Annotated in this window: 14 protein-coding genes; 8 read left to right on the top strand and 6 right to left on the bottom strand. The window is 45.8% G+C overall.

All coding sequences use genetic code 11. From position 1 onward, the window contains the following. Positions 1–95 precede the first annotated feature (95 nt). The gene (locus tag R7041_RS16230; protein ID WP_005374169.1) at positions 96–1340 is read right to left on the bottom strand and encodes an NADH:ubiquinone reductase (Na(+)-transporting) subunit B; all 1245 of its coding nucleotides are present in this window, start codon (positions 1338–1340) and stop codon (positions 96–98) included. A 159-nt stretch (positions 1341–1499) separates the two neighbouring features. Here R7041_RS16230 and R7041_RS16225 point away from each other — a divergent pair, with 159 nt between their 5' ends. The 3 genes from R7041_RS16225 to R7041_RS16215 all read left to right on the top strand — a co-directional run bounded on the left by R7041_RS16225 (position 1500) and on the right by R7041_RS16215 (position 4476). Continuing rightward, entirely contained in the window at positions 1500–2888 is a 1389-nt protein-coding gene (locus R7041_RS16225) for a cytochrome ubiquinol oxidase subunit I (RefSeq protein WP_033906251.1), read from the top strand. A gap of 10 nt (positions 2889–2898) precedes the next feature. After that, complete coding sequence (gene cydB / locus R7041_RS16220) at positions 2899–3897, top strand: cytochrome d ubiquinol oxidase subunit II (RefSeq protein WP_005374173.1); 999 nt, start codon at positions 2899–2901, stop codon at positions 3895–3897. 174 nt (positions 3898–4071) lie between these two features. After that, positions 4072–4476, top strand: a complete 405-nt coding sequence (locus R7041_RS16215) for a cystatin (RefSeq protein WP_206949467.1) — start codon at positions 4072–4074, stop codon at positions 4474–4476. Between the two features lie 47 nt (positions 4477–4523). Here R7041_RS16215 and lhgO read toward each other — a convergent pair whose 3' ends face one another. The 3 genes from lhgO to R7041_RS16200 form a co-directional block, all read right to left on the bottom strand. Continuing rightward, complete coding sequence (lhgO, locus tag R7041_RS16210; protein ID WP_164665364.1) at positions 4524–5750, bottom strand: L-2-hydroxyglutarate oxidase; 1227 nt, start codon at positions 5748–5750, stop codon at positions 4524–4526. An 8-nt stretch (positions 5751–5758) separates the two neighbouring features. After that, positions 5759–7882, bottom strand: coding sequence for a TRAP transporter permease (locus R7041_RS16205; protein WP_206949469.1), 2124 nt, complete (start codon positions 7880–7882; stop codon positions 5759–5761). A gap of 88 nt (positions 7883–7970) precedes the next feature. Further along, entirely contained in the window at positions 7971–8981 is a 1011-nt protein-coding gene (locus R7041_RS16200; RefSeq protein ID WP_017635521.1) for a TAXI family TRAP transporter solute-binding subunit, read from the bottom strand. An 836-nt stretch (positions 8982–9817) separates the two neighbouring features. On the opposite strand from R7041_RS16200, the gene brnQ reads away from it, so the two are divergent. Both brnQ and R7041_RS16190 read left to right on the top strand, forming a co-directional pair. Further along, a complete protein-coding gene (brnQ, locus tag R7041_RS16195; protein ID WP_206949471.1) occupies positions 9818–11128 on the top strand; it encodes a branched-chain amino acid transport system II carrier protein in 1311 nt (436 codons plus the stop codon). Positions 11129–11231: 103 nt separating this feature from the next. Next, on the top strand, positions 11232–12440 hold the full coding sequence (locus R7041_RS16190) for a GGDEF domain-containing protein (protein WP_005374203.1): 1209 nt from the start codon (positions 11232–11234) through the stop codon (positions 12438–12440). Between the two features lie 43 nt (positions 12441–12483). On the opposite strand, the gene R7041_RS16185 is transcribed toward R7041_RS16190, so the two are convergent. Beyond that, positions 12484–13833: a sigma-54-dependent transcriptional regulator gene (locus R7041_RS16185; protein ID WP_206949472.1), complete on the bottom strand. Its 1350-nt coding sequence runs from the start codon at positions 13831–13833 to the stop codon at positions 12484–12486. A gap of 178 nt (positions 13834–14011) precedes the next feature. On the opposite strand from R7041_RS16185, the gene R7041_RS16180 reads away from it, so the two are divergent. Together R7041_RS16180 and R7041_RS16175 are read left to right on the top strand one after the other, a co-directional pair. Continuing rightward, on the top strand, positions 14012–16072 hold the full coding sequence (locus R7041_RS16180; protein WP_206949474.1) for a sensor histidine kinase: 2061 nt from the start codon (positions 14012–14014) through the stop codon (positions 16070–16072). A 147-nt stretch (positions 16073–16219) separates the two neighbouring features. Beyond that, positions 16220–17611, top strand: a complete 1392-nt coding sequence (locus tag R7041_RS16175; RefSeq protein ID WP_206949475.1) for a glycoside hydrolase family 1 protein — start codon at positions 16220–16222, stop codon at positions 17609–17611. A gap of 99 nt (positions 17612–17710) precedes the next feature. Here R7041_RS16175 and R7041_RS16170 read toward each other — a convergent pair whose 3' ends face one another. Continuing rightward, positions 17711–19747 carry a PhoX family protein gene (locus R7041_RS16170; RefSeq protein WP_206949476.1) on the bottom strand — a complete coding sequence of 679 codons (2037 nt, stop codon included), beginning with the start codon at positions 19745–19747 and terminating at the stop codon, positions 17711–17713. Positions 19748–20013: 266 nt separating this feature from the next. On the opposite strand from R7041_RS16170, the gene R7041_RS16165 reads away from it, so the two are divergent. Beyond that, complete coding sequence (locus R7041_RS16165) at positions 20014–20352, top strand: YggL family protein (protein WP_206949477.1); 339 nt, start codon at positions 20014–20016, stop codon at positions 20350–20352. Positions 20353–21435 lie beyond the last annotated feature (1083 nt).

The raw sequence follows: 21435 nt of genomic DNA, 5'->3' as shown, positions 1-21435 counted from the left end.
CCTCCTGATAAAAATAAAAAGTCAGAAACCCCATGTCTCTGACCTTTTCAATATAGTGCAGTTTTCAATCAATTTTCAGTGAGGTCACCCTCATTTTAAGAAGGTCTCGCCCTTTTCATTCTGCGTTTGATATTACTTTCTTTGACTAGGTAATCGAAAAGTGGCGCGAATAAGTTAGCAAATAGAATAGCTAACATGATGCCTTCTGGATAAGCCGGGTTCAGCACTCGGATAAAAATCGTCATCACGCCGATTAATAGTCCGTATGCCCATTTCCCGTTATTGGTAAAAGCTGCCGAGACAGGGTCTGTCGCCATGAAGAAGGTACCAAACGCAACCCCACCAATCACGAAGTGCCAGTAGAACGGCATGGAGAACATGGGGTTAGAGTCTGAACCGATCGCATTCAATAGTAATGAAGCTCCGATTAAACCGACCAACACGCCCGCAACAATTCTCCACGATGCAATCTTCATAAAGATGAGAACCAAGCCTGTTAGTGCGATCAACAACGTGGAGACTTCACCCATCGAGCCTGGTAAATTACCAACAAAAGCATCTCCCCATGAAATTGTTTGTCCTGTCATATTATTTATCAAAGCACTTTGCCCGCCTTCATACCATTGACTAAGTGGAGTAGCGCCAGAGTAACCATCAGCCGCGACCCACACAGCACCACCGGACATGTTGGCAGGATAGGCAAAGTATAAGAACGCTCGCCCTGCTAAAGCTGGATTTAGGAAGTTTCGTCCAGTACCACCGAAAATCTCCTTCGCCACAACAATACCGAAAGTGATACCTAAAGCCGCTTGCCATAGTGGAATTGTCGGAGGAAGGATCAGCGCAAAGAGTATAGAGCTAACAAAAAAACCTTCATTTACCTCATGCTTTCGCACAATAGCAAACAGAACTTCCCAGAAACCACCAACGATAAACACCGTCGCATAAACCGGGAGAAAGTAAGTAGCACCAAGCCACATTTTACTTCCCCACCCCGCTTGTGAAACCGCATCTAACGAGCCCCATACCCAACTCAGTTGCCATGAAGAAACAAGCGCTTGCTGAGCTGAGGCTTGATCCATTCCATACAACAAGGCATCACTCGCTTGCTGGCCTATGTTGTACATACCCCAGAACATGGCAGGGAAGACCGCCAGCCACACCATGATCATAATACGTTTTAAATCGATGCTATCTCGAACGTGAGTCATGCCCTGGTTTACCTTACCAGGCGTGTAAAAAATGGTTTCGACAGCTTCGAAAAGTGGGTAGAACTTGTGATACTTCCCACCTGGACCAAACTTAGGTGTCGCTTTCTCAAAGTAATGTTTAAGGCTCATAACGCTCCTCCTTTATCTAAAAGATGGTACGCACATGTGTAAAAAGCGATCGTTTTTTAATCTCTTCGTCTTCCTTCTTCGTATTTCACCTTGTTCGCCACTCTTCTGTCTCCTCTTTAAATCCGGCGAACAGTTTATCCAACGAAAAAGGGACCGCTCATGGACACACTCGCCATTGACCTAGCTAGATTCCAATTTGCCTTTACTGTCTCTTTCCACATTATTTTTCCAGCTTTTACGATTGGTTTGGCAAGTTATCTCGCTGTATTAGAGGGCTTGTACTTAAAAACGGGCAACAAACAGTACATGCAAATCTATAAGTACTGGCTCAAAATCTTTGCCATCAGTTTTGGTATGGGTGTGGTGAGTGGCATCGTGTTGAGCTATCAATTCGGTACTAACTGGAGCGTGTTTGCCGACAAAACAGGCCCAATCCTAGGCCCGCTAATGGGTTATGAAGTTTTTACTGCGTTTTTCCTCGAAGCGGGGTTTTTAGGCGTGATGCTTTTCGGTATGGATAAGGTGGGTAAGAAGCTTCACTTCGCCGCGACTTGTATTGTTGCATTCGGGACGTTTTTGTCTGCGTTTTGGATACTTTCTGTTAATAGTTGGATGCAAACACCAGCGGGCTACAGTATCAACGAAGCCGGACAGTTTATCCCAGAAGACTGGTGGGCGATTGTCTTCAACCCTTCCTTCCCTTACCGGCTCGTTCATATGTTGCTCGCCGCTTACCTTACTACTGCTTTTGTTGTAGCCGGCGTTGCCGCTTATCACTTGCTAAAAGCAAACCATAACCCTCTAGCCAGAATTATGTTCTCGATGGCAATGTGGATGGCTGCCATCGTGACACCAATTCAAATCGTTGCTGGAGACATGCATGGTTTAAACACCCTTGAACATCAACCCGCCAAAGTCGCCGCGATGGAAGGGCACTATGAGTCTCACCAAGGCGCGCCATTGCTCCTCTTCGGTATCCCTAACGATGAAGAAAAACGTATGGAATACGCACTGGAAATCCCCAAACTCGGTAGTTTGATTTTAACTCATGACCTCAACGGTGAAGTGAAGGGATTAGATGCTTTTCCAGAGGAGGAACACCCTCCTGTCTCTATCGTTTTCTGGTCTTTCCGAGTCATGGTCGCGCTTGGTTTTGGCATGCTTGTTATTGGTTTGTGGAGCCTTTGGCTAAGAAAACGTCGCAAACTTTTTGATTCGAGGGCACTTCAACGTATTTGTGTGCTGTTTGCCCCAGCGGGGTTCATTGCAGTTTTAGCAGGCTGGATAACTACCGAAGTCGGTCGACAGCCTTACACCGTATACGGTCTTTTAACCACAGCCAATTCGGCATCGCCTATTGATGCCGCCGCGGTGAGCGTCTCCCTGACGGCGTTCATCGTGGTTTACTTTGTGGTTTTTGGAGCTGGCTTCTTCTATCTCCTACGTTTGATGCGCAAGTCTCCAACTCGATATGAAGAAGGTCTAGATAGCCGACTTCCTGATGGCACGAAAACCGATGCCATCACACACTCTAACCATCTAACCTAGGAGCTTACTCATGGATTACGCATTAATTTGGTACGCTTTGATTGGGCTCGCTGTTCTGATTTATGTCGTGTTAGATGGCTTTGATCTCGGTATTGGTATCCTATTTCTCAGCGCTAATGACGATGAAGAGCGCGACATGATGATGAACAGCATCGCTCCTGTTTGGGATGGGAATGAAACTTGGCTAGTTCTTGGCGGTGGTGGGCTTTTTGCCGTGTTCCCCCTCGCCTACGCGGTCATTATGCCAGCACTCTATGCTCCTCTGATTTTAATGCTGCTCGGATTAATTCTGCGCGGGGTTTCTTTTGAGTATCGCTTCCGAACACAACGCGGAAAGTTTTTATGGGATAGCGCTTTTTTCATTGGTTCACTCACCGCAGCATTGATGCAAGGCATTATGCTCGGAACCCTGCTCCAAGGTATAGAGGTTAGTGAACGAGCATACGCAGGTGGATGGTTTGATTGGCTTTCACCATTTAGCGTATTTTGTGGCTTGGCGCTTGTTTGTGCTTATATTCTGCTCGGTTCATGCTGGTTATTAATCAAGCTTCCAGAAGAGCTGATGGGGCGCTATTACGTGGTCGCGCGACGATGGGGGCTAGCGATGGTAGCCTGTATATTCATCGCCAGTTTGTGGCTGCCATTGAGCCAAAATATCGTATTTGAACGTTGGTTCTCATTACCAAACTCGCTACTGTTTTTCATTTTACCAATTATTGCAGCGGCACTTATTTGGCAGTTATTCAAAGCCTTACTCGACCACAAAGCCGTCCGAGCCTACGTTCTTGCGATCGGCCTGTTTCTTGTGTCCGCGATGGGTTTCGGTGTCAGTACATTCCCTTACTTGGTCCCATTCGCACTCACTTATCAAGACGTCGCCGCGCCAGACAAAAGTTTGGCATTTTTACTTGCCGGTGCGGTGGTATTACTTCCTCTGATCATAGCCTACACGGCTTATTCGTACTGGGTGTTCCGCGGCAAGATGAAACGTGGAGAAGGATATCACTGATGAAACTAAAGCCCATTTTGTGGTTCATTGGCATTTGGCTGGCAAGCGTGGTCGCCTTGTTTATCATCAGTTCGTTGATACGAACTGCGATATTGTAGGCCCAGAGTCGACTGCACCACATCTGAAGCCATTGAGGTCTATACTCAAGCAAGAGTAAAACAACGGAGTGTTTTTATGACCTTAAAGCGGTTTCTGGTAACTTTGATTCCTTTGACGGTTCCACTGTTTTCACCAAATGCATTGGCCGTAGACAAGCAAATGTCATCCGCCATGAAAAGTAAAATGCGGTCTATTTGCTCCGCAACAGACGAGCGGGGCCATTGGCAACTTGCTGAAGCAACTCCTGACGCAAGACGCTCACTAAACATGGTGCTTTATCAAATGAATGCCGATGATAAATTGAAAGCAATTCATGAGGTGAGAACCAAAATGGTCGGCGGCACCCATTATGCGTTTGAGTTCGAGTTGCAAGATGGTCAAGTCTGGAACGCAATTGTCCTGCACAGTGCTCGCGGCGATTACATGATAGAAAGGCACGCCAAGAAAGGCGAACTCTGCCCTAAAGATGGCAGCTCCTAATTCCCAGATTCAAATACAATAAAGGCGACAGTTACGTCGCCTTTGTTTTATACCGTTTTCGCCTCTATCTTCTCATTCACTTTATCGCAAATGTATTCCCCAATCGGCATTGCAGATGTCGCTGCAGGAGAGGGGGCGTTGCAAACATGCAGGCTTCTTGCGCTCTCGGCAAACAAAAAGTCATGAACCAAAGTGCCATCGGATAACACGGCTTGCGCACGAATACCCGCAGGATATGGTTTGAGATCTTCTACCTTGATGCTAGGGCAATATTTGTTGACCAATTTCAGATAGCCCGGCTTCCACCACGAGTTCTTAAACTCATCCAGTCCGGTTTTTAGATGCTTTTGTGTCACCTTCCAAAAGCCGGAGAAACTGAGCATTTGCATGGTATCTTGCAAGCTGAAGTTAACCTTGTCGTACCCTTCTCGCTTCCATCCTTGCACCGCATTTGGACCAACAGTCACACTGCCATCAATCATACGAGTCAGGTGGACGCCCAAGAATGGCAAATCAGGGTCGGGAATTGGGTAAATAAGATGATTCACCACTTGGTCGTGTTTGCTATCTAAGCGGTAGTATTCACCACGATAAGGGATGATCTGAAAGTCAGTTGGAATACCCATCATCTTAGTCATTCGATCCGCCATCAAGCCGCTGCAAGTAACCAAGAACTTAGTATTAAGCTGCATCGTTTGACCGTCTGAAATGCAGGTCAGTTGGACTTCCTCGTCCTTCTCTTCGGCAGCCACCACTTTGGTTCTCAAGCTGATTTGACCGCCGAGCTTTTTGAATTCTTCCGCCATCTGCTCAGTGACCAAACGATAATCGACAATACTGGTGGTTTTGACATAAATCGCGCCCAAGCCTGTGATGTTTGGTTCAGCCAGTTTGAGTTGAACTTCATCGAGTAGCTTTACGTCGATGCCGTTGACATGGCAGCGCTCATAGAGGGCATTCATGCGTTCGACTTCTTGCTCATTAGTGGCAACCAACAACTTGCCACAGTTCTCCACCGGAATATCGTGCTCAGCACAGAACGAAATGGTTCGCTCTACCCCACGCTTACAAAAGTCGGCTTTTAAGCTGCCCGGAGCATAGTACACCCCAGCATGAATCACACCGCTATTGTGTCCGGTTTGGTGCTTGGCAAAACCGGACTCTTTCTCAACCAATAAAATGGATTTGTCTGGGTGACGTTGTTGCAGTTGCCATGCTGTCGATACGCCGACGATACCGCCACCGACAATAATGTAGTCATAGACTGATTTCATACGACCTCTTATAAAACCGATAGTTGAGATTGTTGCAATTTGAACTTGCGACCACTGTAAATGAACACCGCGACAAATACCGCGCAGCTTGCCACACGAACCAACATTGGGATGTCGTGCCAAACCAGCAATGTACCCACCACTACCAACAAGAGACGAGTCAGAATGTTTAGAGGACCTTCCAAGTAGCCTTCAATCGCACCAATCAATGCATAGGTTCCGATGATGGCGAAGAAGCCCACGGTAATTACCGACGTTACATCCCAACTTACTAAGCCTGTGTAAGCAATCAGCAGCGGTACAAGATACAAACCTTTAGCGATTTTCCATGCCATCAAACCGGTACGCATTGGCGGTGTTTTAGCGATGGTTGCCGCAGCAAAGGCGGTCAAACACACTGGAGGCGTTACGTTGCTGTCTTGCGATAACCAGAAGATGATGAGGTGAGCAGCCAGCAATGCCAAGCCTACCGCTTCCATACCCAAACTTTGCTCTAGTAGGGTTTCCATAAAGTCTGCAGGTACTAACGCCACCATTTCTTTCGCGGTTTCCAACGCCATTGGTGTATTAAGCAGTTCCAACTTTTCTGGCGCTGCCAACATAAAGATGGCTTTTGCTTGTTCAGGCAATTGACCCGATACCATCAATTCAAGCAATTGGTTTTCCGCAATCAACTTGTAAAGCGCAGGGGCAGACAGTGTACCCAATACAATATACGCCGCTGTCACAGGTAAACCCATACCCAAAACAAGAGAAGCGAGCGCAATCAGAACGATCATGATGAACAAGTCACCATTCGCCCAACCGTCGATCATCAATGAGAAGGTGTTGCCGATGCCCGTTGTGCTGATCACGTTGATCACCAAACCAATACCCACCAGCAATACGGCGGTTGTCGCCATGTTTTTCGCACCTTGTGAAAGTGCTTCGATGATCGCTTTTGGTCCCATCTTGTGATCTTTTGAGAACCAAGAAGCCACCACCACAGAAATGATCGACAAGCCAGCAGCGTAAGTTGGCGTAAAGCCTTGAACCAACAAAGTAACCAATACCGCCAGCGGGATAAGGTTGTGCCAACCGCTGATCAGCACTTTCAGTAGAGATTCATCGCTGGTCGTGATTTTTTGAACGCCGCTGCGTTTGGCTTCGATACGCACAAAGAACGCCACAGACAAGAAATAGATAAGAGCAGGAATGAAAGAAACGGCAATAATATCAACATAAGGAATTTGCGTGTAAGACGCCATTATGAAAGCACCCGCTCCCATCACAGGTGGCATCAACTGACCACCTGTTGACGCCGCAGCTTCAACCCCCGCTGCAAAGCGCGAAGGGAAACCTGCTTTTTGCATCAAAGGAATACTGATAACACCGGTGGAAACCGTATTTGCCACACTAGAGCCCGATACTGAGCCCATCAAACCGGAGCCAATCACTGCGATAAAACCCGGACCACCAATGATTTTGCCAGCCGCAGCACGTGCCACATTGATGATGTAATCACCGACACCAGAGCGAACAAGAAACGCACCAAACAGAATGAACATGAATACGAAAGTCCAACTGATGCGCGAAATAGAGCCAAACATGCCCTCAGAAGAATAGAAGCTACGGTAGAGCAAGGTTTCCATGCTCAAACCCGGGAAGTGGAAAATACCTGTCGCCCACTTACCCCAAAGCACAACGTAGCTTAAACACACCACAATCAACACTGGAATAAACCAGCCCATGGTGCGTCGAATCAGTTCGATAACAATCAAAATTGCCATGATGGCGAAGACCCAATCGCTGGTCACGAACTTCACACCGCGTTCATATAGCGCATCTTCGGCATAGGGAATGTAGAGCAAACACGCGACCGCGCCCATGGCAATCAACACATCGATGCCGAGTGCAATCTTACTCTGCTTGAGAGAGATATGAGCCGGATACCAAAGCGCACAAATCACCGCAAAGCCAGCAAAGTGGGTCGCGGAAATCCATAACTCTGGTAACGTCGATAAGGTATTAAACCAAATGTGCAAAGCAGACAACACCACGCCAAACACTGTGATTGTGGTGGTTACCCACGGAAAATCAGTGCGCGTGGGCAGCTCAAACTTCTGCAATTCCTTTTCTATTGAGTCGCTCATCTCATACTCCAAGCTCTGGCGGCTTTTTCCATCTTAGAAATCGGTAGGGATAAAATGCCCCGAGCCGAAACTCGGGGCGAAGTTGGCGTTATTTCGCCATTAGGTCTGATGGGATTTCGATGCCCATTTCTTTGTAGTAACGCACCGCACCTGGGTGAAGAGGCACTGGCAAGCCAGCGATCGCTTTCTCAATCGCCATTGCTTTTGTTGCTTTGTGGATGCCTTGTAGGAAAGGCAGGTTCTCGTAGATCGCTTTGGTTAGCTGGTAAACGTCTTCTTCCGAGATATCTTCACGAACTGCCAAGAAGTTAGGCTGTGCAATGGTGGTGATCGGCTTATCTAGACCCGGGTACGTGTTCGCTGGGATCTCGTACTTCGTCCATAGGTTGTAATTGCCGTTCGCCTCTTTGATTTGTTCGTCAGTAAACGAAAGAATCGAAATGTCTTTACCCAACGCAGCAAAAGCTTGAGTGACCGCACCAACAGGTACACCCGCAGGCGTGTTCATGCCGTCAATGGTGCCGTTTTGAAGTGCGCTCGCACTGCCGCCGTAACCCATGTAAGCAAGATTGAATTTATCAGGGTCGACCTTCAGACCTTTCATGATTTGGCGACCAGAGTTCTCAGTTCCTGAGTTCTTCTTACCGATAGAGAACTTCTTGCCATCTAGGTTGTTCAGGTCAGTCACTGTGCCCGTTTTTGCTAGGTCAGAGCGAACAATAAAGTGCTCAACGTTTTGCCAAAGCATAGAGACTGAGCGCAGTTGTTCTTGGCGACCGCTCTTCTCATAAGGACCTTCACCAGACCAAGCCCACGCACCGTAAAGACCTTGTAGAATCGCGAACTGTGCTTCGTTTTCATTCAGCAGTTTAACGTTTTCACCAGAGCCCGCAGAGCTGATTGCAGAAAGGGAGAAGTGGTGCTTTGGTGCCAACTTCACTTTGCTTAACGTCGCCAACGCTACGCCCACAGGGTAGTAAGTACCACCTGTCGATGCCGTTGCAAGAATATAGCTACGATCTTCTGCCGCAGCGTTAGCAGCAATACCAAAAGAAGTCACAGCGACAGCCAAAGCTTTTACCAGCTTATTCATTTTCATTATTACTCTCCGTGTAGTCGTTTCACGATTGGGGATTTACATCATGTTAAACCTTTATTAACAACACATTCCCTAGAGCAATTGAAATGCCAACTTTTAACCCTTTGTATTTATTGAACTAAGAGCTGAAAGACATCAAAAATGAGCAAAATCATGCTGATTTGATAGCAAAGTAATGAGCAAGATCTTGCTCATTGAAGAGGAGAAGGTTGCACGCCTAGATCGCAAAAGGTTAATAAAATGTGATCAAGACAAAATAAATGCACGATTCACTAATAAGCAATATTTTGCCGATGCAATTTTGGATTGAATTGCAACTAATGAGCGTCTTAACAATAAGAAGAAAAAGCGCATCATTCTAAACTGCTCAATTTATCAGCTGAGGTTTATAGCCTAAACGACTACAAATAGCACAAAAATACAGCAAAGAAAGCCATGTTACAAAAATGAAAAGTCATTTATTCTAATTTTTAATTTAAAAAGCAGCTCGATCCACCAGTTCAGAAATAAACATTGACCGTATCAACTTATTTTCTACTTCGGGGTTGTGCCAATGGCCCTATGTTCGTTAGTGTAACAACACGCCAAGGCAAACGTATTCCTTGGTATTTTTTCGTCTTTAAGGATCACCCATGTCAGCAACTGCGCAATTACAATTCGCTTTAAAACGCCCATCTGGCGTTGCTGCTGCGATCCTCCTGCTCTCTCTGAAACTGATTCAGAGCTGACAGGCTATATCTAAACTTTCTGTCAGCTTGAGAAGAAGCTGACGGGAACACCACATACTCCTCCCATTCCTTTCAGTTTCTTCCAAGCGAAACATAAGAGGAATAACAATGTTAAGCGCACGCAATATCGCCGCTTTGGGCTTCATGACTTTCGCCATGTACTTAGGCGCGGGTAACCTGATCTTCCCTCCATTTTTGGGTTACCAAGCAGGTGAAAACTTTCTGAGCGGGATGTCTGGCTTCCTCTTGACGGGTGTAGGTCTGCCTGCGATGGCACTGGTGATGGTGGCTATCGTAAACGGTTCAGACAAATTAACCGCTGCCCTACCTAAACCTTTGGCGACCAGTTTTTGGGTGATGGTGTTTATCGTGATTGGCCCTGCGTTCGTGATCCCACGTGCAATTACCGTGGCTTACCAATTTAGCTTTGCGCCAATGTTTGGTGATGCAGCTTTGGTGCCTTTCACTATTGCCTTCTGTGCTATCACCATTCTATTTGCCCTATATCCGGGTAAATTGGTCGACAACCTAGGCAAGATCTTAACGCCTGCCTTGATGGCAATCTTGATCATCATGTCTGTGACGGCTTTGGTTTCTCCTGCAGGTGAGCTAACTGCCGCAACGGGACCATACCTATTTGGTGCATTTGCTGAAGGCTTAACCCAAGGTTACATGACCATGGATGCATTAGGTTCTATCGGTTTTGGTTGGATTATCTTCCGCGCGATTCGCAGCATGGGTGTGGATTGCCCGAAAGCCACCGCAAAATACACACTAATTGCTGCTTTAATGTACGCGGTTGCCATGGCGTTTGTTTACATCTCATTGGCTTACATTGGCTCGACAAGCTCATACTTGGGTTCTGAGTTCAGCAATGGTGGCGACATTTTAACGGCATTCACCTTCAGCCACTTCGGCGCGTTTGGTTCACTACTACTAGGTGCCGTGATGGTATTGGCGTGTTTGACTACTGCTATCGGCGTAACCACCGCAGGCAGTGAGTTCTACGACAACACTTTCAGCAAAGTGAACTACAAAGGCTGCGTTATCACGACCATGGTATTGGCTGGTTTGATCGCCAACGTAGGTCTAGAGCAACTATTGGCTATCACATTGCCAGCGGTTGTGGCGCTTCACCCAGTCGCGATTGCGTTGATGATCATGGCACCAGTGCGCAACAAGATGTCGCAAATCATGGTGGTAGCAACCGCATTCACTGCTCTAACGTTTGGTTGTGTTGATGCGCTGCACATCCTAGGTTACATGCCAAGTTCCACTGATGAGTGGATGGGTAATTACATGCCTCTGTACAATGACTTTGCTAGCTGGATTGTGCCTAGCGTATTTATGATGATTGTTGGTCTGCTGTTTACGACGAAAACCAACCAAACCGAACAATTCGAGCTGGTGAATGAATAGCCGTTTAACATAAGACATCGCTCAATAAGTGCGTTACTATGTAGCTCGCTTATTGATATCAGGCAAAGGAGTTGCCTGAATGAAAGATTGATATGGGTCGTCTATGGATAATCAGTATCTAGACATCAGAACACTGAACTTTATCGTTATTCTGTTCTCTTGCATTTACTCTATTAGTCTGCTTTGTTATCAATACACTCAGGGTAGAGTCAAAGGCTTAAAAACCTTCTCGATATCACTACTGTTTATTGGTTTAGGCCCTTTTTTACTTGGCTTTAGAGGCTCTGCGCCAGACTGGCTGACCATCGTCATAGCCAACACTCTCATATTAGTCGGCTTCTTGCTTACGCTATATAGCGTAAGCATTTTTCGTCAATACCCTTTAAAATTGGCTCACTGTCTTACCTTGTTAACACCTGTTTTCAGTGGTTCATTTTACTATTTCACCTTCCATGACCCTTCTATCAAAAGCCGCATTATTTATCTGAGCATGTATATTTGTATCGTCACCTTCTTTAGTGGTGTCGCCATGCTTAAAGGTACCCAAAAGGACTTAAAGCTCCCTGTTAAAGCAATGGCTTACTCTTTCTTTGGATTTAGTTTTTTTATGGGATTTAGGGCGCTTTGGAGTACTTTTTCAGGTGAGTTACCAAGCTTTATGGTCGCAGGCCTTATCCATCAGCTGACGTTCTTATTTAGCATCTGCCTGATCGTTGCTTTGAGCTTTAGTATGCTGTGGTTAATTAACGGACGCTTGGTGCAATCCATTAATGATCTCTCTCATTTAGATGCACTCACAGGGCTATATAATCGTCGAGCCATGGAAGAAATCGTTCCAAACTTGGTTAGTAAAGCACATAAAAAAAGCCAAGCAATCAGCATTATTATGACTGATGTCGACAAGTTCAAAGCGATTAATGATCACTATGGTCACACGGTTGGCGACTCCGTCATGGCAACGATCTCCACTATTTTTAAAAAGCATCTTCCTGAGTCCGCCTGCATTGTGCGATTTGGTGGTGACGAGTTCATGATTGTTTTGCTCGAAAAAGCACAGCAAGCCAAAATTGTCGCAGAGCAAATTCGCCTTGCGGTCGAAACTGAAACCGCTTTGCAATCATTTAAAACTGAAGTGACCATGAGCTTTGGTATCAGTCAGTTATCTGAGGGGCAATCACTTCAAGAGGCGCTTGCTGAAGCAGACGAAGCGCTATATAGCTCTAAACATACTGGAAGGAACCTCGTTACCTTGTTTGGAGAAGGTAAAGACCTAAATTATAAGTTTGTCCCAGCTCCAGCCAAAAGCGCATAACGTGTTTGTTATGCCAGTAATTTCGAATTAGCTAGAAATCGCACTAAGTATAGTCGGAGCGATTCAAACCAAACTTCTGCATCTTTTGGTTAAGGGTTCGACGTGGTAAATCCAACTCCTGCATCACCTCATTGATGCGTCCATGATGCCTGACTAAAGAATCATGTAGCACCTTACGTTCAAAGTTATGTAGCTGAATCGCCAACGGCACGCCCGCATGCGTCTCTTCGGTTGTTGAGGATGGTCGACTGGAGAGAATTTCCATCACGGAGACGGTTTCATCCAATGCAAAACGCATCGCTACATTCCTAAGCTCACGTACGTTACCGGGCCAAGAGTAAGCAAGAATGGCCTTTCTATCGGCTTCACTCAGCAGACGACTCTCAGGATTACTTTTCAGAGCAAAGTGTTCGAACAAGATCAACGCATCTTCTTCTCGCTCACGTAGCGGTGGCAAATAGATCTGCGCCACATTAAGACGATAGTACAAATCCTGACGAAACTCGTCATGATCATTGAGATCTTCTTTCGCGGCGGCGATCACTCTCAAATCAACTGAGATCTGTTGGTTGCCCCCAACGCGCTCTACCGTATGTTCCTGTAATGAACGCAACACTTTCACCTGCATGGATAGCGGCATACTCTCGATTTCATCAAAGAATAAAGTGCCTTTATCCGCGTATTCCAATTTACCAATGCGCTTTTTACCCGCTCCAGTAAATGCCCCTGCTTCATGCCCAAACAGCTCACTTTCAAACAAGTTCTCAGGAATAGCACCACAGTTAATTGGCACAAAATGATGGGTTCTACGTTGGCTTTCATTGTGCAAACTGGTCGCTACCAGCTCTTTACCACAACCTGTCTCACCGTAAATGATCACGTTGGTATCAATGCGTGCTAACTTGGCTACTTGTTCTCTAAGCTGTTGCATCACTCGGCTTCGCCCAATCAACACCTCTTCTAAGCCGCTAACGCTAGATAGGTACTCTTGGCGATCTTGAGTAGACGTTTGTGCGCGATAACTCTCGACCGCTTCGGTCACTCGTTGGGATAAACGCTCTGGCTGAAAAGGTTTCTCGATAAAATCGAATGCACCTTTTTGTAATGCGCCTACCGCCATATCGACGTCACCATGTCCGGTGATCAAGATAACTGGCGTTGGAATGTGATTGGCAATCAGGCTTTCTAGTATCGACAAACCATCGGTGTCTGGCAGGCGAACGTCACTGACAATCGCATCAAATTCTTGGCTCAGAATGGCCGCTTTGCCCTCTTCGCCTAAACTGAATGCGGTCACATCGAACCCCGCCAGTTGCAGCCATTGGCTGGTAGCCTGACGAACAATGTCATCGTCTTCGATAAGTGCAATTTTAGGGATGTCGTCAAAAGCCATGAGTTACTGCCTGCTTTATGGGTTGGGAAAGAAATCGATCTTTATTAACGGTAGCAAAAACCACTGAGGAGAAAAGGAGCTAGATCTCACTTCTTGCTTACAAGTCTTTAACATCCAACCAGTTAGGCGCACTCTTTAATGACTGTTGGTGAGAACGCACTAGCTGAATGGAGTCGATATGCAGCGCAAAAGGAATGGCAAAACATGGCTTGTGGTCGCAATTGCGGCAGTGCTGATGTTGTCTTGTTATAGCGCCAGCAGAGAGGTTGCCCGTCAGTGGTTGAGTGTACAAACTCAAACTGAAGCTCAGCAAAAACTGCTCGACTATATTGGTGAAGTTCGCCGTGCACTCAAACGTTTCTACCACTTACCTTACCTCGTCACCAATAACCCAGAAACCATCGCTTTTGTGAAAGGGAATCTGACTTATTACGAACCGTTGCAAACCCAACTGACTCAACTAGATAAAGCCGCCAATACGGAAGGTTGGCTAATCCTGTCTAACTCTGGCGAAGTATTGGTCTCAAGTCTAATCGAAGAGCGCTTTAGCTTGTCTGACCGAAAAGCCATTGTGGAACAAATTCACAATCAAGGCGGTGGGGTTTCCTTGGTGAACAAAACCAAAGGTTCGAGCCCGTTGTATTATCTTGCAGCCCCTATCTATGACGGTCTAGATATCGCAGGTATTGTCGTGGTGCAAATCAACCTCAGCCTGTTGACCGAACAGACCATTACCAGCCAAGACATCATTACGTTGCAAAATCGCCAGCAACGCTTTTTTCTATCGAGTAGCTCGCTCTATAACGCAGACTGGTTTAACGAACCAAGCAACACCGTTCAGTTAGAAACGCAGCGCTTATACGACAACACCAACATCAGCGTGTGGACGCTCAACCAACAACGCTATTTTGCGCACACCGTAAAATTGGATGATTTGAATTGGTACGTAAGCTACCTTACCCCTTCTAAGCCGATTCAACAAACCATAAACGTGATTGGTTGGAGCGTCGCGGCGTTGCTCTTATTGGTTGTATTACTTGTCATCATTGGTCTACAACGTCGCCAAAAGCACATCAACCAACAACGAATTCAAGCCCTGTTGGAAGAGTCCCAACGCCGCTTGAAACAGATGATCAATAAGACCCACGTTGGTTTGCTATTGATTGATGAACAAGGACAACTGTTCGATCTCAACCCAATGGCGAAGCGTTTGTTCTGTTTACCAGAAAGCGTCAATCGACATGCTTTTGCTTGGGAATTATTCGACGCAGGCAATCCCAATTCCACCACACTTAAGTTACTCAAGAACTTACCTAAACATAAAGAGCTCGCAGAGATAAGCACGGTCGAAACCATTGCCAGACGCAGTGACGGTAGCGTCTTCCCTGTCTTGTTCTCACTGACCAGTTTCCCTTGGCACGGCGAGCAGTATTTCCTTGCAACGATCATCGACATCAGTAAGCGGAAAAAAGCCGAGCAATCACTGCAACAGGTCAACCAAGAACTGGCGCAACGGGTAGAAGAGCGTACTCAAGCGCTAAAAGAAGCGCAAAGCCAGTTGATTGAATCGAGCAAAATGGCCGCCTTGGGTCGCATGTCGAGCGCGATCACTCATGAGCTCAATCAGCCACTGACAGGCTTGCGTACCCTGCTCACAACAAACGAACTGTTAGCAGAACGCGGTGAAACCGAGATGATGAAAGCCAACAACGTATTGGTGCAGAAGCTCATTGATCGCATGGCAAGCATGACTAGTCAGCTAAAGACGTTCGCTTATAACAAACCAGAAAGCCTACAAGCGATTTCTCTTACCTCCGCACTCGAAGAGACCTTACGCGTTTATCAATCCCAATTAGACAAAGTGGATGTGCGTGTTCGGGTTCCTCATGACTTACCTAACATCATGGGTGAAGAACAACGACTGCTTCAGGTGCTCGGTAATCTTGTCTCGAATGCGCTAGACGCAATGAACAACACCACCAATCCGCAGCTCAACTTGATCGTCAACCCAACCGACAATCGGGTCGAACTGATCGTCAGTGATAATGGCTGCGGCGTGTCAGATGAGATGCTTGAGTCCATGTTCGAGCCATTCCAAACCTCAAAGAAAATTGGGGAAGGATTGGGGCTAGGTTTAGCAATTACGGCCAACAATATGCGTGATATGAATGGACAAATTAGCGTGCATAAGAATGAACAAAATGGGCTGACTTTCACTTTGTTGTTCAAATCAGTCTAGGTTGATATTGATTACAAAATCATCATTAGAACTAGGCATCCCCGCTGTTTGAGAAAAACACGATCTCGATACAAGAATCCCTCCTTGACCTACACTATTCTCAAGCAAATAGAACGAATAACTTCCGAACGATAAAGAGTGAGAAACATGATTAAGTTTCCTGAACATTTTCTTTGGGGCGGTGCCATTGCTGCAAACCAAGTAGAAGGGTCGTACAACCTTGGGGGTAAAGGGTTATCGACATCAGACATGCTGCCAAACGGTATTTTGAGTCCGCATCAAACCCGTGAAGAACGTACACCGGGTATCAAAGACGTGGCGATCGACTTCTACAATCGCTACCCAGAAGACATCGCGCTGTTCAAAGAGATGGGCTTTAACTGTCTGCGTCTCTCTTTGGCATGGAGCCGCATCTTCCCTAACGGGGACGAACTAGAACCTAACGAAGAAGGTTTGGCGTTCTACGATAAAATTTTTGACGAACTTGCCGAGCATAACATCCAACCTTTCGTAACTTTATCTCACTACGAAATGCCTTACGCACTGGTTGAAAACTATGGCGGTTGGGGCGATCGTCGCGTCATCGAATTCTTCGAACGTTATGCCCGCACCGTGCTGGAACGCTACAAAGTCAAAGTGAAGCTGTGGTTAACCTTCAACGAAATCAACATGTCTCTACACGCACCATTTACTGGTGTTGGTTTGCAAGAAGACGCCAATGAACAAGAGATTTACCAAGCGATTCACCACCAACTAGTCGCCAACGCAAAAGCGGTAAAACTGTGTCAGCAAATCGTACCCAACGGCAAGATTGGTAACATGCTGCTTGGCGCAATCAACTACCCATACACCTGTAACCCTGATGACGTGCTTGCTGCCATGCATGAAAACAACAAGTGGTTGTTCTTCGGTGATGTACAAACACGTGGTCAGTACCCAGGCTACATGAAGCGTTACTTCCGTGAAAACGGTATCGAAATTCAGATGGAAGCAGGCGACTTAGAAGAAATTGCATCGGCAAGTGTCGATTTCATCTCATTCAGCTACTACGCAAGTGGCTGTGCAAGTGCGGATCCGAAACAGAAAGAAGTGGGTAACATTGTCGATAGCGTACCAAACCCATACCTTGAAAAGAGCCAGTGGGGTTGGTTGATCGATCCAAAAGGCCTGCGCATTCTGCTTAACTTCCTTCACGATCGCTACCAAAAGCCACTGTTCGTCGTAGAAAATGGCTTAGGCGCGCGTGATGAAATCGATGAAAACGGTGAGATTCAGGATGATTACCGCATCGCTTACTTGAACGACCACCTTGTGCAAGCACACGAAGCGATTCTTGATGGCGTTGAGCTGATGGGCTTCACCAGTTGGGGACCAATCGATTTGGTCGCGAACTCAACCGCTGAGATGAGCAAACGTTACGGCTTTATCTATGTCGATCGTTATGATGATGGGCAAGGAACGCTAGAACGTAAACGCAAGAAAAGCTTTTTCTGGTATCAAGACGTGATTCGTACTTCAGGCGGTTCATTGAAAAGCTAAACCTGTTGTCTAGGTATAAAGTGCAACTAGGCATTCGCCTAAACCATCAAGCCCTGCAATTGCAGGGCTTGAATTTTAAGGTGTTTATTCATTTAGAGATTAAACTGCAATCTCTCCACCGTCTTCACGGCGAATAACCACTGTCGCCGCTCGTGGGCGCACAGAAACACCAGCAGGCGTTTCTTCGGCTGCATCTTCACTGTATGGCCAGTTACCTGGGTGCTGAATATTCACAAACAATGATTTGTAATCAGGGCTGATGGTAAAGCCTGTTACTTCACAACCATTTGGTCCGACAAAGAAGCGTTTCAATTCAGCTTGATTATCCGCACCAATCACAGCTTGATCACCATTCTCATCTGTTAGCTTAGATGGCACAACAGCCAACATTTGATCATTGGTGTAAGACGTGACTTCATCTGCGCCGTTATCAGTCTGAATCCACAAAATACCACGGCCATCAAACGCTAATCCGTCTGGGCTCGCAAACTGGTTTAACTCATTCAAGCCAGAACGGTTGGTATCTGCATCACCATTTGCTGGAGAACCAAACACAAAGATATCCCAAGTAAAGTCAGTTGCTGAAGCACCTTCATCCCAACGAATAACATGACCAAACTTATTATTCAAACGTGGATTCGCAGGATTGGTTTCATCTGTACGGCGCGTATTGTTCGTCAATGTTAAATATACTGAACCCGTGAATGGATCAACCGTACACCACTCTGGTCGATCCATTGGTGTTGCCCCAACTAAATCCGCCGCACCCGCAGTATTGATGATAATTTCAGCCAGTGAATCAAAGTGATCCGCTAACGTACCACCAGCGGTTGTTACGCTATCAAGCGTTAATGGTAACCAAGTACCTGTGCTGTCTTCATTGAAGCGCGCCACATACAGTGTGCCTTCGTCCATGTACTTGTCACCCATCGCCAAGCGGTTATCAGGGTTAGCATCTGCTGGATCCCACGCTGCCGCAGATTCAAATTTGTATAGGTATTCAAAGCGAGAATCGTGACCAGAATAAAATACCACTGGTTTGCCTTCTTCAAGCTTACCGAAAGTACAGCCCTCGTGACGGAAACGACCTAGCGCAGTACGTTTCTTCGCACGTGAGTTTTGCGTGTAAGGGTCAATCTCGACAATGTAACCGTAACCATTAGCTTCATTACGGTAATCATCCATCGCACTTGCTCCTGTTGGAGCCACATTAAAGCGAGAGAACTCATCAAGACGCTCTTCTGAATTTCCTGCTAATGTCTCCCACAAGTAGCGTGTACTTTGATCATCGACACCAATGCGATCTTGCTCTTCTGTACGAGTCCCGGCATTAACAAAGTAACCTGGCCAGTTCTCTTCACACGTTAAGTACGTGCCCCACGGCGTGTAGCCGTTGCCACAGTTGTTTAACGTACCACGCGCTTGGCTGCCATCTGGCGAGAAACGAGTGACAGTTAAAGATGTGTGGGCCACCGGGCCAGACAAATCCATGACTGTCGCACCAGTATAACGACGGTTTAGTGGATCGGTATCAACCAACTTCCACATGTTGTCTTCCAGTTGAATGCGAACCACTGACACACCGTGCGCGTTAATCTCTTTGCGCACTTCATCTACAATGGTACGTACGCCATTTTCAACCGTCGGACCATTTGGATGCAGTGCTGATGTGTCGATGTACTCGTGGTTAATACATAGCAAGCCATCTGTAGTGCTATCGTTCAATGGGAAAAAATGCATGCCGTCATGGTGCATGCCTAGCGCATTTAACTGATCGGTACTGGTGTTGGTACCATCATTTTGCCATGTGCTGCCTTGCGCATTAAGTGGTGTTCCCCAAGGTACTAGTACTTGTGCGGTGTAGCCTTGTGGAATTGAAACTGCATCAGTGAGTGAGCCAGGGATAGATTCAAAGTTAAGAACGGCTTTAGATGCGCCCGAACCACTGCTTACTGTACTCCCTGAGTCAGACGAGTTACAACCAGCCAATCCGAAAGCACCAAACGCTGTCATCGCACTGATACCTAAACCACCTTTCAGAATGCTGCGTCGAGATAGGCTCGCTTCTAATACTTCTTCAAATGGTTTGTTTTCACTTTGGTTATAACGCGTCGCGTCAAAGGTTTCCTTGCTCATTTTTACTTTCCCGATCTTATAGTTTAATTAATAAATAAGTGATTAGTTGAACGGCAAGAAGTTTGGATAAGAAAAATGACAAAAGTGCTTAAAACATATGAAACTTGTGTTTCAACAATACTGCAAACCAACCAACACAGCTAACGAAGCAATTAAATTCTGGTCACATAATCACCAACTGTATCGCTTCATTCTGATTTTACTTGGGCTAAAGTATGATAGAAGGTATAAGGTGTACGAAATCAAATCATCTACGAGAGATAATCATGAAATTAGACAAGATCGATAACAAGAGCCGTCGTATCCGTAAAAAGCTGTTCTTAGGTGAGTTCGCAATCCTAGGTTTCGAGATCAGCTGTGAAACAGACATTAACGACTTCGACCGTTACGATGCATTCGTTGATGACTTTATCGACTACATTGACGAGCTTGGTCTTTGCTTCGGTGGCGGTGGTCTAGAACTGTTTGAAGGCTTCCTATGTTCTACTAACCGTTACGGCAGTGCGACTAAAGAACAGAAAGCGCAAGTTATCAAATGGTTAGAAGCACGCCCAGAAGTGAAAAGCGCGCAAGCGGGCGAACTAGTTGACGCCAACTACCTGTAACTAAAGGGCAACCTGTAATACGCAGAGCTCAATAAATGGTAGAGAAAGCTGGTCTTAAGACTGGCTTTTTTATTTTTGGAAGAATGCGATATTAAAAATAGGGTGCTTGGGAAGTTGCGCGGAGTGATTTTGGCGTTTTTGAGCTGGCAATCAACGGGAAACTGCGTTCCACAGCCAGCTCGTGCCTTTAGGTATAATTAACTATGATTTTTTAGCTGGGGCGTCTTTCGTGTCTTTCCAGTATTGAATACGCACACGATGTAGCTGAGCTCTTCTAGTCTTTTTCATAGTAAAGTCCCTCATCTTATATAAGTAACGCTCCTCATGGAGCTTATTGTCTAAGGTCGTATCCCCTTCAATCTATAAGGGAATCAATCATTTAACCGTGACCAATTTCACAACATAATGATAATTACCGATTTCTTGCAGCCTGTTTTTACTGGCAAACGGCATATTATCTATCTGACACAGTTAACTTACTCACCAGATATGACAGAAAAATGGCAATCAAGTTCCCTACTTATACTGTCATTGAATCTTAATAAGGATTAACAAGGTGGGCATTTCAGATTTACCATACTGTTTATAAAAACCGCAAGATTTTTTATTTCTTTTCAAACAAATCTCTACTCAAGATCAATTCACTTTCATCTTTATCGTCTCCCTTTTAACGCATTGTGATCCAGTTCAATCCACAGAACTCGGAACAAAAAGCGCTCATTAATACATTCACCACCAAACTTGTGCGAGATCTCTTACAAGAGTTGTAAGCAAATAGATTAACCACGTCTAAGAGCAATGCCAGAAAAAACATTAAACATATGATTTAACAGTAATATTTAAATTCACTTAAAATAATAAGTAAAAATAATTTAGAAAAGTTAATTGAGTCAAATCAGCAAAACATCAATACTCAATTTGTCGACAGGATGTTGGCGGGAACAGGAAAAAAGCCTAAAGGATTGGGTATCTTCAGGATGAAGATTTGATAGCTTAGGATGAGTTGTCAGCAAGGATGTAGTTAAGCTCTAGGATAGAGTTCGCCCGTCAGGATGATAGGCAAGAATGGACACCGCTAGGAAG

It is taken from the genome of Vibrio sp. 1751, assembly GCF_033339895.1.
GTDB lineage: Bacteria > Pseudomonadota > Gammaproteobacteria > Enterobacterales > Vibrionaceae > Vibrio > Vibrio alginolyticus.
The sequence above is the reverse complement of the archived record's forward strand: the minus strand, read 5'-3'. Positions and strand labels throughout refer to the sequence as shown.

Excerpts from the sequence above, each read along its gene's own strand:
- cydB (WP_005374173.1), top strand. The coding sequence starts at position 2,899 with ATGGATTACGCATTAATTTGGTACGCTTTGATTGGGCTCGCTGTTCTG.
- brnQ (WP_206949471.1), top strand. The coding sequence starts at position 9,818 with ATGTTAAGCGCACGCAATATCGCCGCTTTGGGCTTCATGACTTTCGCC.
- R7041_RS16175 (WP_206949475.1), top strand. The coding sequence starts at position 16,220 with ATGATTAAGTTTCCTGAACATTTTCTTTGGGGCGGTGCCATTGCTGCA.
- R7041_RS16205 (WP_206949469.1), bottom strand. The coding sequence starts at position 7,882 with ATGAGCGACTCAATAGAAAAGGAATTGCAGAAGTTTGAGCTGCCCACG.
- lhgO (WP_164665364.1), bottom strand. The coding sequence starts at position 5,750 with ATGAAATCAGTCTATGACTACATTATTGTCGGTGGCGGTATCGTCGGC.
- R7041_RS16230 (WP_005374169.1), bottom strand. The coding sequence starts at position 1,340 with ATGAGCCTTAAACATTACTTTGAGAAAGCGACACCTAAGTTTGGTCCA.
- R7041_RS16180 (WP_206949474.1), top strand. The coding sequence starts at position 14,012 with ATGCAGCGCAAAAGGAATGGCAAAACATGGCTTGTGGTCGCAATTGCG.
- R7041_RS16170 (WP_206949476.1), bottom strand. The coding sequence starts at position 19,747 with ATGAGCAAGGAAACCTTTGACGCGACGCGTTATAACCAAAGTGAAAAC.
- R7041_RS16165 (WP_206949477.1), top strand. The coding sequence starts at position 20,014 with ATGAAATTAGACAAGATCGATAACAAGAGCCGTCGTATCCGTAAAAAG.
- R7041_RS16225 (WP_033906251.1), top strand. The coding sequence starts at position 1,500 with ATGGACACACTCGCCATTGACCTAGCTAGATTCCAATTTGCCTTTACT.
- R7041_RS16185 (WP_206949472.1), bottom strand. The coding sequence starts at position 13,833 with ATGGCTTTTGACGACATCCCTAAAATTGCACTTATCGAAGACGATGAC.
- R7041_RS16215 (WP_206949467.1), top strand. The coding sequence starts at position 4,072 with ATGACCTTAAAGCGGTTTCTGGTAACTTTGATTCCTTTGACGGTTCCA.
- R7041_RS16190 (WP_005374203.1), top strand. The coding sequence starts at position 11,232 with ATGGATAATCAGTATCTAGACATCAGAACACTGAACTTTATCGTTATT.
- R7041_RS16200 (WP_017635521.1), bottom strand. The coding sequence starts at position 8,981 with ATGAAAATGAATAAGCTGGTAAAAGCTTTGGCTGTCGCTGTGACTTCT.